This window comes from Acidovorax sp. BL-A-41-H1, assembly GCF_051942715.1.
In genome coordinates this window covers 1313985-1329181 of the sequence record NZ_JBPVJQ010000006.1, presented here as the reverse complement: position 1 = coordinate 1329181, position 15197 = coordinate 1313985, and the positions used below count along the sequence as shown (strand labels likewise).

The following is a 15197-nucleotide window of genomic DNA, read 5'->3' as shown; positions in this document are numbered from 1 at the left end:
CCAAAACAACCACCAGCCCGCCGACCGCGGGCTTTTTTACGACCACCAGGAGAGTCACATGAAGAACGTCCACGCGACATTCCAGCAGCTGCTGCGCATCCCTGGCGCACCTCCCCCGATTACAGAAGAGCAGATGCGTGCAGCACACGCCGATGCTTGGGCCCAAGTGCAGCACTCGGAAGCAAACGACCCGCGGATCTACCGTGCGCTGCAGGACCAGCAGCAATATCTGCACAGTACCGGGGTGCTGTCATGAACGGCGAAGTGAAAGGTGGCGGGCCGGCGTTTCCCGTGGATATGAACTACACCACGCAAGAGGGCATCCGCACGCGTATAGCCAGCGATGGCATGACTATCCGCCAGTACGCAGCCATCCACTTGTGCATCCCGGAAAGCGGTACCGACTGGCTGGACGACATGATCCGCAAGGCGGCGCGCGACAAGATTGCAGCGAAGGCGATGCAGGGGAGCCTGGCCGATGGGGCTGAAATCTACAAGCACGACGAGTTCGCGCGCTGGTGCTACGAACTGGCAGACGAAATGCTCAAGGTCGGGGAAGGCGGTGCAGCATGAGCGCAGCGCAGCCCTACACCGGCACCCTGACCGTGCGCGCCAACGGCGACGCCAACAGCTACGCCCTGCTGGACGATCACGGCCAATGGCTGCTGGCCGTGCTGCACAACGGCCAAGCGTTGGAGGCCAAGCAGCTAGCCACCCTGAACCGCCTGGCCGCCTGCTGGAACGCCTGCCAGGGCATCCCCACTGCGCAGCTGGAGCTTGCCGCCAGCTGGGGCGACATCATCAAGGCCGCTGTCGTCAGCGTGCCACCACACACCGGAGACGCGACATGCACGACCCGCTGACCTACCGCTACAAGCGCACGCTGATCGACGCCTTCGGCTGCGATGCCGCACAGGCAGTAGCGATCCACAAATACAAACCGCCCCTGCACCGGCGGTTTTTTTACGCCCTGATCCGCACCGGCTGGGCAGTGGCCGTGGTGGCGCTGGCCGCCGTGGTGCTGACAGGCTGCAGCGGCGACATGCGCTACGAGCAGGCCGCGGCCAAAGAACTGCAGGCCATCCAGCAAGAGGAAGCAGCACAGGCCAGCCGCGATTACGTAGGCAAGCGCCATTGCGGGCCCGCTGCGGTGCACGAGTGGGTGGGCGACAAGGACATCCGCTGTACGCCGAAGCGTGGCAAGCCGTACATGGTGGCCGGGGTGAAGCCATGAAAACCGCCGCAGCTGTCGCCCTGTGGCTTGCCGCCACCGTCATCGGCACCGCACTGCTTTACGTGCGGATCTACGGGGCCTGAGCCATGGAATGCCCAACTGGAAACGTAGTGCACACGCTGCAGACCGCGAAGGAAGCCAGCAAACGCGCCCGGCGCCGCACTGAAAAAACGCTGAGCCCCTACCGCTGCGCCGCTTGTGGCCAGTGGCATGTGGGCCAAAACAGCGGGCTGAAAAAGCCCGTCAAGACCATCCGAAACAACCACCAATTGAGGTTTTCATGAATGCACTGACACAGACCGGCACGCAGGCATCCGCGCCTGTCACCATGGGTTTCAACGACCTGCACAGCTTCGAGTTCCTGCAGCGCACGGCCAAGGCTTTTTCCAACAGCACGATGGTGCCCACGGCGTACCAGGCCATGGTCACGAAGGGCTACGGCGACCGCGCCACGGTCGAGCCCAACCCGGCCGCAATCTCCAACTGCATGATTGCCCTGGATATGTCCCAGCGCATGAACGCGAATCCGCTGATGATCATGCAGAACCTGCACATCATCGAGGGCCGCCCCAGCTGGTCAAGCCAGTTCATCATTGCCGCCATCAACAACTGCGGCAAGTTCAGCCCGCTGCGCTTCGACTTGCAGTGGCTGGACGAGATCGACGCCACCTACTCCACCTTTGAGTGGGAGGACCGCAAGAAGGTCGAAAAGAAGCACAAGGTACGCATCCGCAATGCGCGCTGCGTGGCCTGGGCCATCGAAAAGGCCACGGGCGAACGCCTTGAATCCGCCCCCGTCACGATGGAAATGGCGGTGAATGAGGGCTGGTTTGGCAAGAACGGCAGCAAGTGGAAGTCCATGCCCGACCTGATGATGCGCTACCGCAGCGCGGCATTCTTCGGCCGGATCTACGCGCCCGAGCTGCTGATGGGCCTGCCCACCGCCGAGGAAGTGCACGACGTATTCACGGTGGAGCCAGACGGCACTGTGACCGAGGGCGGGAAGCAATCGGTACCGCGCGCCACCGGGAACATTGACCCAGGCACGGGCGAGGTGCGCCCCGTCGAACTGCCGCCCTATGCCGATGAGGAGTTTGCAGCCATGTTGCCAAAGTGGCGCGCGGGCATTGCAGCGGGCAAGGCAACGGCGGATTCGATCATCGCCAAGGCCAGCACCAAGAACACGCTGACGGCCGCGCAGATGGACGCCATTCGCGCCCCCATTGAGCAGCCCGTGACGGATGTGGAGCCCAAGGCCACGCCAGCCAGCAGCGAGGCGCCCGAACCCATCCAAGAAAAGACGCTGGGCGACCGCATGCACAACGCCGCCACCCTGGACGCGCTGTACGAGGCCGCCGACCTGATTGGTGAAGTGGCCGACCCCGATGCCCGCACCCGGCTGACCGGGTTCTTTGAGCAGCGCAAGTTTGCCCTCGAAAGCGAATAAACCGCTATCACATTCATAGCTTTCAGCGCTTATAAATCAAGCGCTGCGCGCCAATTTCATAGGAATTTCCATGATTACCCACAACCTGATTCAAGGCTCCGCCGAATGGCACGCCTACCGCGCCGCCCACGACAACGCCAGCGATGCGCCGGCCATGATGGGCTGCAGTGCGTACAAGACGCGCGACCAGCTGATTGCAGAGTACGCCACGGGCATCCGCCCCGAGGTGGATGCAGCCACCCAGCGCCGTTTCGATGCTGGCCACCACTTCGAGAAACTGGCCCTGCCGCTGGCCCAAAAGATCATCGGGGAGGATCTGTACCCCTGCACCGGCTCTGTCGAAGGCTCGCGCCTGTCGGCCAGCTTCGACGGGCTGACGATGCTGGAAACCGTGGGCTACGAGCACAAGACGCTGAACGAGCGCCTGCGCGCGGTTCTGTCGGTCGAGGGGTGCACGGGTGCCGACCTGCCCATGGAGTACCAGATTCAGATGGAACAGCAGTGCGCCGTGTCGGACTGCGAGCGCATCCTGTTCGTGGCCAGCGCCTGGGACAGCGACGACCAGCTGATTGATGAAATGCACTGCTGGTACACGCCAAACCCTGCGCTGCGTGGCCGCATCCTGGCCGGGTGGGAGCAGTTCCATAAGGACGTGGCCGCATGGGTTCCGCCCAAAGCAACAGCGGTGGTCAAGCCGACAGCAAAGCTGCGCGATGCGCTGCCAGTGCTGGTGTTTGACGCCAAGGGCGAAATCACCGCGTCCAATGTGGACGAGTTCAAAGCCGAGGTGCTGGCGCGAATCAACAGCATCAAAACGACGCTGGAAACGGATCAGGATTTCGCGGACGGCGAAACAGATGCCAAGTGGCTGCGGGAGGTGTCCGCCGGCATGAAGGTGGCAATTCAGCGGGTCCGCAGTGGCATGACATCGGTGAACGATGTGCTGGACACACTGGAGCAGCTGGGGAAACTGGCTGCCGAGCGGGCCAACGCCGTAGAGAAACAGGTCAAGAGCCAAAAGGACAGCATCAAGCAGGCCGAGGTGCACCGCGGGCAGAACGCCCTGCGGGAACACATTGCCCATCTGAACGCGGCCATGCCAGAGGCCTACATGCCCAGCGTGCCCACCGATTTCGATGGCGTAGTGAAGAACAAGCGAACGCTGGACAGCCTGCGCGGCGCTGTGAACGACGAGCTGGCCCGGGCCAAGATCGCAGCCAGCGAAATCGCCACCCGGATCCATGCCAACCTCAAGACGCTGGACGCCAGCGGCCTGGTGGTGCACGACGCGGCAGCGCTGGTGCTCAAAGCCCCGGACGACCTGGCCTTTCTCATTGCGGTGCGCAAGGCAGACGAGGAAACCCGGCTGGAAAGAGAGCGCGAGCGCATCCGGGCAGAGGAAGCGGCGAAGCTGCAGCGCGAGGCCGATGCCCGCGCCCGCGCCGAGGCGGCCGAGCTGCAGCGCCAGCAGGATGAAGCAGCCCGCGCGGCCGTAGAAATTGCACGAAATCAGCCCGTAACGCACGCATTCATTGCCCCGGCTGCTATCAATTCTGATAGTGATGTGGTGGACGCGGAAATTGTTGACCGCGCGCCCGAGAGTGTCGTGCAGCTGTTCCGCGCTGCGCCAGCGCCAGCAGAGCGCACCGGCAACCCGACGCTCAAGCTAGGCACGATCAACGAGCGCCTGGGCGGTGTGATCCTGACCAGCGTGGAAGGCTTGCGCGCCGTGGGCTTCGCACCGGCCGCCACCGCAGGCAATAGCAAGCTGTACCACGAGGCCGATTTCCCCCTGATCCTGGCTGCGCTGGTGCGGCACATTGAGGGATTGCAGGCCCGCGCCGCAGCATGAGCGTCACGCCCCGCGTCAGCCTGGTGGCTTGGGAGGACCGCCAGGGTGGATTCATCTTCGTGGCCGTGCCCGACGAGCGCGGGCGCTACCTGCGCACCGACCGGAGCGTGACTGTCTGCGGCTGCCCGCAGTGCGGCGCGCTGGTCGGTGAGCCTTGCAAAAGCAAACAGGGCTACGGCGGCGGCACACACGTTGCGCGCCGTGTGCGGGCCGAGCGCATCGTGCCCCGAGGCTACCGGCCCGACGACCTTCTTTGCACCACTGAGCCGCCGCCCCCTGTTCCCGACGAGTGGATGGAGTCGGCAGCCTGACCACCACCCGCGTGCATGAACCCCCTTCGTGCACGCCCTTTTTCAACAGCCCGCACCACGCGGGCTTTTTCTTTGGAGCGCCATGGAACACAACATCATCAGCGTAAGCGGCGGGAAGGACAGCACGGCCCTGCTCCTGCTGGCCATTGAGCGCGAGGCCGAGAACATGCAGGCCGTGTTTGCAGACACCGGGCACGAGCACCCCCAGACCCTTGAGTATGTGCACTACCTGAGCGACTGGATGGTGGGACGAGGGTTGCCGGCAATCCGCTGGGTGAAAGCCGACTTTGCCAAGGACATTGCTCGCAAAGCGGAATTTGTCCTGAACCACTGGAAAAGTGGCCTCATGGCTGGCCAGCCAGGCGAGTGGAGTTGGTGGCCCGCGGAGAATGATGGCGATGACGCCTGCGCCCAGCCGGTCAACCGACTGACCGGCCAGCCCGTGGACGAGCCGCCAACGCCTGAAAACCCATACCTTTCGGCCATCGTTCCGCGAGGCACGGGCCGATGGTTTTGGGCGCCAGCCGTGCGGGCAATGAGCGATTCCGAGGCCGATGCCAAGATCCACGCTGCACGAGAGGTACTTGTTCCCACAGGGATACCCTTTCTGGATTTGTGCATCTGGAAGGGGCGCTTCGCATCGACGCGGGCACGTTTTTGCAGCGAAGAGCTCAAGCATGTGCCCATCACCGAGCAGGTTCAGCTGCCGCTGCTTGAATCCGGCGCCGATGTGATGAGCTGGCAGGGTGTGCGCGCCGATGAATCACTGGCACGCCGCCACCTGACGGAGTTGGAGGCAAAGCGCACGCTACCCAATGGTGCAACCCTGTGGAACTACCGGCCTATCCTGCAATGGACGGCCGATGATTGCTTTGCGATGCACCGCAAGCACGGGGTCAAGCACAACCCCCTGTACGAGCAGGGGATGGGGCGCGTGGGGTGCATGCCTTGCATCCATGCCCGAAAGGATGAGTTATTAGCCATCAGCCAGCGCTTCCCGCAGGAGGTTGAGCGAGTAGCCGAGTGGGAAAGAATTGTCAGCATCGCCAGCAAGCGCGGCTGCAGCACGTTCTTTGAAGCCGACACGATCAGCGGAAACCCACGAGACATGGCCGCCATCCACCATGAGACACACGGCATCACATCCGTGATTGAGTGGGCCAAGACAAGCCGCGGCGGTCGCCAGTTCGATTTTTTTAGGTCGCAGGACGCAGGGCCCAGCTGCTCGTCCATCTACGGGCTGTGCGAGTAGCACCACCCGCAACCCCACCAACACCCAGCCCGCCCCAGCGGGCTTTTTTACGCCCTCACCATGCTGAAAAACCTCATCATCTACCGCATTTCCCCCCTGTGGCCCGCCGACCTGTCTGCCATTGAGCAGGCCCTGGCCGCTGCCCCGTTCATCGAGTGCACCGCCACGCAAGAGAAATCCCGCGGCTTTGTGCCCCCGCGCGGCGAGGCCCACGGCGCCATGGTTGAAGCCATCGGCGGCCAGTGGATCGCCCGCTACAAGACCGAGGCCAAGGCCGTGCCCGGCGAAGTGCTGGCGCGCAAGGTGGCAGAGAAAGCCGCCCGCATTGAGCAGGAAACCGGCCGCAAGCCCGGCCGCAAGGAAACTAAAGAGCTAAAGGAGGACGCCAAGCTGGAGTTGCTGCCCATGGCGTTCACCAAGCAGGCCAGCACCTGGATCTGGATCGACCCGACCGCCCGCACCCTGGTGCTGGACACGGGCAGCCAGGCGCGCGCCGACGACATTGTGACCGCGCTGGTGGAACTGCTGCCCGGCCTGTCGGTGGCGCTGCTGAACACGCAGAGCAGCCCGCAGGCTTGCATGGCGCACTGGCTCAAGGAGCAGGAGCCGCCCACCGGGTTCACCGTGGACCGCGAGTGCGAACTGAAAGCGGCCGACGAGAGCAAGGCGGTCGTGAAGTACGGCCGCCACCCGCTGGACATTGACGAGGTGCAGGCCCACATCGAAGCCGGCAAGCTGCCAACCAAGCTCGCGCTGACTTGGGATGACCGGGTTTCGTTCGTGCTGACCGAGGGCCTGCAGGTGCGCAAGCTGGCTTTCTTGGACGTGGTTTTCGAGGGGCGCAGCGGCGAGGATGGCGGTTTCGACGCGGACGTGGCCATCGCCACCGGCGAGCTGTGCAAGCTGATCCCCGACCTGATCGAAGCCCTGGGCGGCGAGCAGGGGCCCGGCGTGCCCTGCCCGAGCAGCCTGGCGGTGGACGAGGCAGGCAATGTGACGGCACCAGCGCCAGCCGCTGACAGCGAAATCGACCCCATGTACCAGCAGGCCGTGGACCTAGTGCGCGCCCCCGATGGCCGGGCCAGCCCCAGCTACGTGCAGCGTAAACTGTTGATCGGCTACAACCGTGCCGCCCGGCTCCTGCATGCCATGGAGAAGGCGGGGATTGTCAGCCACATGGACGCCAGCGGCGTGCGCAAGGTGCTGGCATGAACTTCGGCAGCGTCTGCAGCGGCATTGAGGCCGCAAGCGTGGCGTTCGCGCCGCTGGGCTGGAAGGCCGCATGGGTTGCAGAGATTGAACCCTTCCCGGCCGCCGTGCTGGCTCACCACTACCCCTATGTCCCCAACCTGGGCGACATGACCACCATCGCGCGCCGGGTTCTGACCGGCGAGGTGCCTGCGCCTGAGAGCCTCTGGGGCGGCACCCCCTGTCAGGCTTTCAGTGTTGCAGGCCTGCGGCAATCATTGGCTGACGAGCGCGGAAACCTCACGCTCAAATTTGTGGAGCTTGCAGATGCAATTGACCATGTTCGAGCTCGCCGCGGTGAGCGAGAGTGCATCATTGGCTGGGAAAACGTCCCCGGCGTCCTCAGCACCAAAGACAACGCATTCGGGTGCTTTCTGGCAGGCCTTGCCGGGGAGGATGAGCCGCTACAGCCACCAGGGGAAAAATGGGCAAACGCTGGTGCTGTGTATGGACCAGCGCGCGCAGTTGCATGGCGGACCCTGGACGCCCAATATTTCGGAGTGGCCCAACGACGCCGCCGTGTGTTCGTTGTCGCAAGTGCTCGAAACGGGTTCGATCCCGCCCAGGTTCTTTTTGAGTGGGACGGCCTGCGCCGGGATACTGCGCCGAGCCGAGAAGCGGGGAAAGTCGCTCCCACCATCCCTTCACGGAGCACTGCAGGCGGTGGCCTTGGGACCGACTTCGATTGCGATGGAGGGCTGATTCAAGCCTTCGGCGGAAACAACCAAAGCGGCCCCATCGACCAGGCCGCCGCGCTGAACGCCAACCGCGGGTGCCACAACCCTGGCGATTTTGAGGCTGGAACACTCCTCGTTCAAGAAACCGCCCACACCCTGCGCGGCGCAGGCTTCGACGCCAGCGAGGATGGCACGGGGCGGGGGACGCCGCTGGTGCCGGTGGGCGTCACGATTCACGGCACCGACCCAACTGTGCAGAAGGTAGCCAGTTATTCCGATGTGGCTCAGTGTTTGCGCGCTCGCACGCCAGGCAACATCGACAACAGCAGCACAACGGTCGTGCAGCAACCCGTGCTGGCTTTCGACACCACCCAGGTGACGAGCGTTGCAAACCGCAGCAACCCCAAGCCCGGCGACCCATGCCACCCGCTTGCAGCCGGGGCGCATGCGCCTGCGATTGCGTTCCCTGCCAATTTGTCGGGCACCCAGCACGCCAGCACGGAGAACCTGAGCCCGGCGCTCGGGGCATTGAACCCGACAGGTGTGGCCTACACCACCAAGCTGCACAACACGCAAAGCAACCAAGCCGGGAAGGTGTACGAGGAATACAGCACCAGCCTGGACCGCAGCAGCCCGCCACCCGCCCTGTTGACCGCCATGCAAGTGCGCCGCCTCACACCAACGGAGTGCGAGCGCCTGCAGGGATTTCCCGACGACTACACCCTGATCCCATGGCGCAAGAAACCCGCCGGCGACTGTCCAGACGGCCCTCGATACAAGGCGCTGGGCAACAGCTGGGCCGTGCCAGTAGCCCGGTGGATCGGACAGCGTATCCAGAAACACATTGAGCAAACCACATGACCCCAGCCGAAGTCACACAGATGCGCCTCGCCCGCATCCAGGCGCTGCACCAGCTACAGCCGCTGCGCTGGCCATTCGCTACGCAGCCACCAGCGCCACCCGAGCCCGAGCACCGCACCTGCCTGGGCTGCGGCGCCCGGCATCCCATCAACCCGGACGGCACGCCCGAAGGGGGCGGCCTTCCCTGTGGACATTGAAAGGCATCACATGGCACCGCCGTTCCCTGCGCTCCCATCCGCCCGCGAGCTGCGCCGGGCGAAAGCCCGAGCAAAACCCGCCGCACACCAGCAAAAGCGCCGCGCAAGCACCCCTATCGAGGGTGCGGTGTTCAAGATGCGGTTGTCCAAGGATTTGGCCGTGTTGCGCACCGGCGCTGGCCTTCACGCATTCATGGGCGCCGACGCCATGGAGTTGTGCAACCTTACCGGCAGGCTGATTTACATCACCGCCTTCGCGGTCGGCAAACAGTGGGGCGAAGCCACCGACAACCCAGACGTTCGCATCCTGCTGGGCGCGGCCAATGCGCTGGGCGATCTGATGGAGCGACCGAAAGACCTGGAGCGGCACCGCGGGTCCATCCAGTCCGGGCTTGCGGCCATTGATCGACTGATGCCAGACCTCAGTGAATGGGCGCTGGCGGAGGGAACGCTTCGGCTGGCTGCGATCCTCGAAACCACGGAAGGGCTCAACACATCACACGTCAAGCAGGCCCTTGAATCGAAGCGCTGACGCTACTTAATTTATAGCTGCATGCGCTTATTGGCAAAGCGCTGCGCCCTGATTTGATTGGAAAACCATGAACGACACAAAAGACCTGATCCGCGAGATCCAGGAGCACATCGGACTGAACGGCATCGAGGACACGGCGACCCACCTGCTGGTGCAGGCAGCCGCTGCACTGCAGCGCCAGGCCGACGAGCTGGCAGCGATTGGCGCGGGGGGCGTGAGCGGGCCACTGCTGGGGGAGGCACAGGCCCCGGCAGTGCCAGCTGATGGCCCACCCGGCTCCGGCGGCTGGCGGTCCCACGCCGAGGACATGGAGCGCGAGCGCGACTACTGGCGCCAGCGCGCGAAGCTCATGTCCGAGCACCAAGACGGCGTTTGCTGGTACTGGCAGGGGGATGACAGCGACTACCCGGAAAGCCTTGTCAACAGCTTGCCGGTGGTGATCCGCGCGGACCAGCTGCGCGCGCTGGTGGCGCAGCCGCGCCCCGCCTCCGTGATGGTGGACTTCGCACAGGTCGGCACCGCCGGGCCGCTGCCTGTCGTGAATGGCCGCGTTTCCCTGCCGGACACCAACATGCAGGACTTGGTGCACATGCTGCGGCCGACGTTCGAGGCACAGGCACAGGCAGCGCCAGCAGTAGAACTGATCCAGTGCAGATATGGCGACAACGGTTACGCCTGCTGTGAAGGCGGCCCATGCCAAGCGGACCTGCACAACGAAGCCATGCTCGCAGCAGCACCCCAGCCCGAGGCACAGGCAGCGATGCCTGCATCTAACCCGTACCAGCACAGCAAGTCCGCAAGCGCAATCTGGCTTTCCGGTTTTGCCGCTGGTCAGAAGGCATCAGACGAAGCCATGCGCAAGGATGCGGAGCTACTGGATTTCATCTGCGACCCAAGTCGGCAACGCATGGTCGAGCAATCCGGTGGTTTCTGGCGCGTCTATCAGGACGAGGCCCCGCTGGAAGCAGAGCACCATCTGTGGCAATCCATGACAAGCCGGTGGTATCCCACTGCAAGAGATGCGATCAAGGCAGCTTTGGCTGCACAAGGAGACAAGCCATGACACAACCGACAGATGCAGAGTTGCAAGCCCTCTGGGCAGCGACAGACCACCCATTGCCGCAGAACTACGCCCGCGCAGTCCTTGCAAAGTGGGGCACACCCACACCAGCAGGGGAGCCTGTAGGGGCTGTGCGCTATACAGAGGGCTGGGCTGGAGTTAAGTGGTATGCAAAAGCACCGACAGCCGGAACCCGACTCTACACCACACCACCAGTGCGGGAGCCGCTGATAGAAACCTGCGAATGGACGCACGACGAAGCCGATGGCTTTTGGGAAACCTCATGCGGCGAAGCATGGCGCTTCGATGACGGCGGACCATCCGAGAATGGAATGAAGTATTGCCATAGCTGCGGGAAGCATCTGACCGTGGGCATCGCCAAAGGAGAGCCACATGCTGACAACTGACCCAGTTGGCTGGCTTCGAGATCAGCGCGGTGACGCGGTGGGCCTGGCAACAGCGGACCCGCTTTTCCAAGCGGGCAAAACGAAGCCCAATGGATACGTGGCCACATACAGCCCCGTGTTTACCGCCGAGCAGGTGCAGCAGGCGGTTACGGCCACCATCGCCGCCTGCATCGCCCGCCTGGAGCAAGGCGGCCAATCTGCCGCAGTGTCGATCCTGCGGCATCACTTTGAACAGAAAGGACCGGCGCCATGAAAGCCGCAAAGAAGCAACCCGCCGCGCCCAACATCGAGCCGATGTACCTGAGCCGCGAGCACGCGGCAGCATTCGTGTCGCTGTCGGAGAGCGCCTGGACGGCGCTAGTGTCCCGCGGCGAGGCACCTGCACCACGGCAACTTACGGCCGGCCGCGTGGGCTGGCTGGTGGAGGAACTGATTGCCTGGGGCAAGGCCCGGCCTATTTCGACCATCGCGCCACCCGAAGGAAGTGGCTACGGCAGGGCTGGAAAACAGGCGTAAGGTTTGGCGTGGTTTTTCGAGAAATCAGGCGTTTCTCATAGGAGGGTGTGGTTCTACCATTGAACTACACCCGCCTGTCAATGCCGATCCGGTAACGGATCAGTGCAATGGGCTGCCTTGGGTAGAAAGCCCCTGCAGGCTCCTCATTCCTCGGCAGAACCGATTGTAGCCCGCGATGGCCTGCAGCCGACCAGAACCGGCTGTCCGCCACCGGCGCCGGTCCACTTGCGCCGCGGAGTCAGGCCTCGTCGTTCCGGTGGGGCAGCATGGCGACACCGCTTGGAGCATCTCCCGCCGATAATCTGAAGTGCGCCACAGCGGCCACCATTTGCTGGGCCTGCGATTGCAGACTGCTGGCGGCAGCCGCCATTTCCTCGACCAGCGCGGCATTTTGCTGCGTGGTCTGGTCGAGCTGAGTCACCGCCTCGCCCACCTGGCCGACACCAGCAGTCTGTTCGCTGCTGGCCGCACTGATCTCGGACACCATCTCGGCCACACGGCGGATGGAGCTGACCACCTCCTGCATCGTGGTACCAGCCTGGTCGGCCAGCGCGGATCCCTGCCGGACCATGGCACTGCTGTTATCGATGAGTTCCTTGATGGCCTTGGCCTCCGCGGCGGTGCGCTGGGCCAGGTTGCGCACTTCGGCAGCCACCACGGCAAATCCGCGACCCTGCTCGCCGGCACGGGCGGCTTCCACAGCGGCATTCAGCGCAAGGATGTTGGTCTGGAAGGCAATGCCGTCGATGACCCCGATGATGTCGGCGATCTTGCTGCTGCTGCCACTGATGCCGTGCATGGTGCTCACCACCTTGGCAACGACCTCGCCGCCCTGGGCAGCGACGCCGCTGGCCTCCATGGCGAGGCGGTTGGCCTGCACTGCGCTGTCAGAGTTGTGGCGGATGGTGGCCCCCAGCTGCTCCATGCTGGCGGCGGTCTCTTCCAGCGAGCTGGCCTGGCTCTCGGTCCGCGCTGAGAGGTCCTGGTTGCCGTGAGCGATTTCGGAGCTGGCGGCCGAAACACTGTCGGCACTGGTCCGCACGGTGCCCAAGCTCTCGACCAGACGCACGCGGAAGCCTTCCATCGCCCCGGCCAGCATCCCGATCTCGTCCTGCGACTTGACGGTGACGCGCTGCGACAGGTCGCCCTGCGCCAGCAAACCCAGCGCATTTCCGAGCTGCCGCACCGGGCCACCCACGAGCCGCTGGGTGAGCTGCATCAGCACGACGGCAAGGATGACCAGCGCGGCAGCCACCCCCAGCCACAGCCAGGTCAGCATGGAGCGGGCGTTGGCCATCATCTCGGACACCGGCGCCTCGGCAACAATGACCCAGTTCCATGGCTTGTACCGCTCGATCGCCAGGAAACGTGCCTCACTGGCGCCGCCGGAGCCCTTGCGTACAGACCACACCGACTGCAGTTCGCCCGACTGGTCCACGGCAGCCACCGATTCGAGCCAGGCCTTGCCTTCCGCACTGGTGGCTTCGTCGATCTTTTGTGCGCCACTGGCCAGGCCGTACACACTGCCCCGCGCGGGACCCGAGGAGACATTCACGGCGTACACAGCGCCGGTGGCAAACAGCTTCTGGCTGGCCATGACCTTGTCCAGCTTGGAAAGTATGGGACCAATGTCCGACCCCGTGAACAGGATGCCGATGGTCCGATCACCCTCGCGGATGGGCTCGTACACCGTCATGTACTCGCGCCCGAACAGGCTTGCGCGGCCCACATAGGTCTTGCCCTCGACCATCAGCGGGTAAGCGGGATGCTTGCGGTCCAGCAGGGTCTTGTAGGCACGCTCTCCATCCTGCTTTTTCAGCGAGGTCGTCACGCGGATGAAGTCGTCCCCCGTGCGCGCAAAAATCGTCGCCACCCCTCCCAGGCTGTCCTTGGTGAACCGGTCTACAGCGGTGAAGTCAGCGTTGAGCGCGGCCGATTCGAACGAGAGCACTGCATCGGGCTTGCCGTCGCTGCCCTGCCCTTGCGACAGGGCGAACTTGCCTGCAAAGCCTGCCTTGAACAACGCGAAATCGCGCCGCGCCTGCTCTTGCGCAGTCTCGTCAAAGGTCTGCACCAGGGTCCTGAGCGACGCGGCCTGCATGGCCGCATCATTTCGCGCTAGCCGCCCGAAATCCCGCCACAAAAGCGTGCTGACGATGCCCATGGCGAGCATGAGCACCACAAGCAAACTCAGCACGGCCGTCAGCGAAAGCTTGAAGGCCACGGAACGCGAGGAAGACGAGGTTTTCATGATCAGGGGTCCTTCTGCAATGACAACTTTGGATGTCCGGCAAGGGCTGTCGAGCTACGCCTTTGATGCATTTTGCAACACTTTTATCACCATTAACGCTTTCCTATGCTGGTTGCGGGGACGTGTCTTTTGTGCCCGGCTGGGCCGGCGCGGTGGGGGCAACACAACCGCTCGGATGAGGCGATGGCTTGTAACGGCATCGACATTCCCGCAGTACCCGCATCCGCACTTCCGGTGCCTTCCTTTTTCCGGTGAATTCACTGTCAAAAGGAAGGCAGTGTGAGGCGCTGAGCGCTCTCGAAGCTCCGAAGCTCTCCCGACAAGGGATCCCGAAACGACAGTGATCGCGCCAGCAACTGCAGCGGTCGCGAATAGTCCCCTTCCGCCGGATCGTTCACGACAGGGTACAGCGGGTCATTGCGCAACGGCAGCCCCAGTGCCGCCATGTGCACGCGCAACTGGTGGCGCTTGCCAGTCACCGGTGCCAGCCGGTACAGCCCCCAGGGCGCATTCACCTCCAGTACGTCCATGCGTGTCAGGCTGTTGGGGTCGCCAGCCACTTCCTGCATGCGAAAGAACTGGGCGCTTTCCTCCAGCCGACTGGCATGTTCTCGCGGAAAGACCAGGTCCTCGCGCCAGGGCGCGACGGCGTCGTATTGCTTGACGATCTGGCGATCCCGAAATAACGCCTGGTACCGGCCCCGTGTGGCCTGCTGCACGGACAGCAACACCAGGCCCGCGGTGTCACGATCTATGCGGTGCAGCGGCGACAGCTCGGGCAGGCCCAGCTGCCGCTTCAGACGTACCAGCAGCGTGCTGTGCAGGTAGCGGCCCGATGGCACCACGGGCATGAAGTGCGGCTTGTCGGCCACCACCAGGTGCTCGTCGCGGTAAATCACCTGCTCGGCAAAAGGCAGCTCGGGCTCGGCAACCAGGCTGCGGTAGTAGTAAAGCCGCACACCCGCTTCAAAGGCACGCTGGGGCGTTACCGCACCACCGCGCTCGTCCAGCACATCGCCATCCAAAATGCGCTGCAACCATTCGGCGCGCGTGACCATGGGCAGGCGCTCTGCCAGAAAGTCGAGCATGGTGCCGGTACCGCGCCCGGGCAGCACCACGCAGCTCGGGCTCACTCCATCACGGACAGCGGGTACGGGAGCGCGGGTGGGGTTGGGCATGGCGAGCGGATTCTAGAAGGCCCCCGGCAGGCCTAATCGTTGGCCGCGCTGTAGGACAAGCTCCACAGTCTGCCGCAGACGCGCGGCGCGGCGGCCAAAACGCCGTTGACGGCCGTAGCATGAGCCGAATGCAGGAGCCCTCCGTTTCAATAAGCCACCCACCACCACCCGCAC

The 15197-nt window shown here is 64.0% G+C and carries 18 protein-coding genes; 16 read left to right on the top strand and 2 right to left on the bottom strand.

From position 1 onward, the window contains the following. Window positions 1–58 precede the first annotated feature (58 nt). From ACTPOI_RS19350 to ACTPOI_RS19275, 16 genes are all read left to right on the top strand, one after another. Window positions 59–256: a hypothetical protein gene (locus ACTPOI_RS19350; RefSeq protein WP_440111710.1), complete on the top strand. Its 198-nt coding sequence runs from the start codon at window positions 59–61 to the stop codon at window positions 254–256. Next, window positions 253–573, top strand: coding sequence for a hypothetical protein (locus ACTPOI_RS19345; protein ID WP_440111708.1), 321 nt, complete (start codon window positions 253–255; stop codon window positions 571–573). Before ACTPOI_RS19350 ends, ACTPOI_RS19345 begins: the two co-directional genes overlap by 4 nt. Continuing rightward, window positions 570–863, top strand: a complete 294-nt coding sequence (locus ACTPOI_RS19340) for a hypothetical protein (RefSeq protein WP_440111706.1) — start codon at window positions 570–572, stop codon at window positions 861–863. The genes ACTPOI_RS19345 and ACTPOI_RS19340 overlap by 4 nt, the downstream gene beginning before the upstream one ends. Then, window positions 848–1234: a hypothetical protein gene (locus ACTPOI_RS19335; RefSeq protein ID WP_440111703.1), complete on the top strand. Its 387-nt coding sequence runs from the start codon at window positions 848–850 to the stop codon at window positions 1232–1234. The genes ACTPOI_RS19340 and ACTPOI_RS19335 overlap by 16 nt, the downstream gene beginning before the upstream one ends. 280 nt (window positions 1235–1514) lie before the next feature. After that, window positions 1515–2681, top strand: coding sequence for a hypothetical protein (locus ACTPOI_RS19330; protein ID WP_440111701.1), 1167 nt, complete (start codon window positions 1515–1517; stop codon window positions 2679–2681). A gap of 70 nt (window positions 2682–2751) precedes the next feature. Then, window positions 2752–4533: a YqaJ viral recombinase family protein gene (locus tag ACTPOI_RS19325; protein WP_440111699.1), complete on the top strand. Its 1782-nt coding sequence runs from the start codon at window positions 2752–2754 to the stop codon at window positions 4531–4533. Further along, complete coding sequence (locus tag ACTPOI_RS19320) at window positions 4530–4844, top strand: zinc finger domain-containing protein (RefSeq protein WP_440111697.1); 315 nt, start codon at window positions 4530–4532, stop codon at window positions 4842–4844. Before ACTPOI_RS19325 ends, ACTPOI_RS19320 begins: the two co-directional genes overlap by 4 nt. Window positions 4845–4926: 82 nt before the next feature. Continuing rightward, window positions 4927–6096, top strand: coding sequence for a phosphoadenosine phosphosulfate reductase domain-containing protein (locus ACTPOI_RS19315; protein WP_440111695.1), 1170 nt, complete (start codon window positions 4927–4929; stop codon window positions 6094–6096). Window positions 6097–6156: 60 nt separating this feature from the next. After that, window positions 6157–7308, top strand: a complete 1152-nt coding sequence (rdgC, locus tag ACTPOI_RS19310) for a recombination-associated protein RdgC (protein ID WP_440111693.1) — start codon at window positions 6157–6159, stop codon at window positions 7306–7308. Then, window positions 7305–8882, top strand: a complete 1578-nt coding sequence (locus ACTPOI_RS19305; RefSeq protein WP_440111691.1) for a DNA cytosine methyltransferase — start codon at window positions 7305–7307, stop codon at window positions 8880–8882. The genes rdgC and ACTPOI_RS19305 overlap by 4 nt, the downstream gene beginning before the upstream one ends. Beyond that, the gene (locus tag ACTPOI_RS19300) at window positions 8879–9079 is read left to right on the top strand and encodes a hypothetical protein (protein WP_440111689.1); all 201 of its coding nucleotides are present in this window, start codon (window positions 8879–8881) and stop codon (window positions 9077–9079) included. The genes ACTPOI_RS19305 and ACTPOI_RS19300 overlap by 4 nt, the downstream gene beginning before the upstream one ends. 136 nt (window positions 9080–9215) lie before the next feature. Next, window positions 9216–9611, top strand: coding sequence for a hypothetical protein (locus ACTPOI_RS19295; RefSeq protein ID WP_440111687.1), 396 nt, complete (start codon window positions 9216–9218; stop codon window positions 9609–9611). A 67-nt stretch (window positions 9612–9678) separates the two neighbouring features. Continuing rightward, window positions 9679–10674, top strand: a complete 996-nt coding sequence (locus tag ACTPOI_RS19290) for a hypothetical protein (RefSeq protein WP_440111684.1) — start codon at window positions 9679–9681, stop codon at window positions 10672–10674. Further along, window positions 10671–11078, top strand: a complete 408-nt coding sequence (locus tag ACTPOI_RS19285; protein ID WP_440111681.1) for a hypothetical protein — start codon at window positions 10671–10673, stop codon at window positions 11076–11078. The genes ACTPOI_RS19290 and ACTPOI_RS19285 overlap by 4 nt, the downstream gene beginning before the upstream one ends. Window positions 11079–11193: 115 nt before the next feature. Beyond that, window positions 11194–11331: a hypothetical protein gene (locus tag ACTPOI_RS19280; RefSeq protein ID WP_440111679.1), complete on the top strand. Its 138-nt coding sequence runs from the start codon at window positions 11194–11196 to the stop codon at window positions 11329–11331. Further along, window positions 11328–11594, top strand: coding sequence for a helix-turn-helix transcriptional regulator (locus tag ACTPOI_RS19275; protein ID WP_440111677.1), 267 nt, complete (start codon window positions 11328–11330; stop codon window positions 11592–11594). The genes ACTPOI_RS19280 and ACTPOI_RS19275 overlap by 4 nt, the downstream gene beginning before the upstream one ends. A 238-nt stretch (window positions 11595–11832) precedes the next feature. Here ACTPOI_RS19275 and ACTPOI_RS19270 read toward each other — a convergent pair whose 3' ends face one another. Then, a complete protein-coding gene (locus ACTPOI_RS19270) occupies window positions 11833–13845 on the bottom strand; it encodes a Cache 3/Cache 2 fusion domain-containing protein (protein WP_440111674.1) in 2013 nt (670 codons plus the stop codon). A gap of 263 nt (window positions 13846–14108) precedes the next feature. Then, entirely contained in the window at window positions 14109–15023 is a 915-nt protein-coding gene (locus ACTPOI_RS19265; RefSeq protein ID WP_440111672.1) for a pseudouridine synthase, read from the bottom strand. Between the last annotated feature and the right edge of the window lie 174 nt (window positions 15024–15197).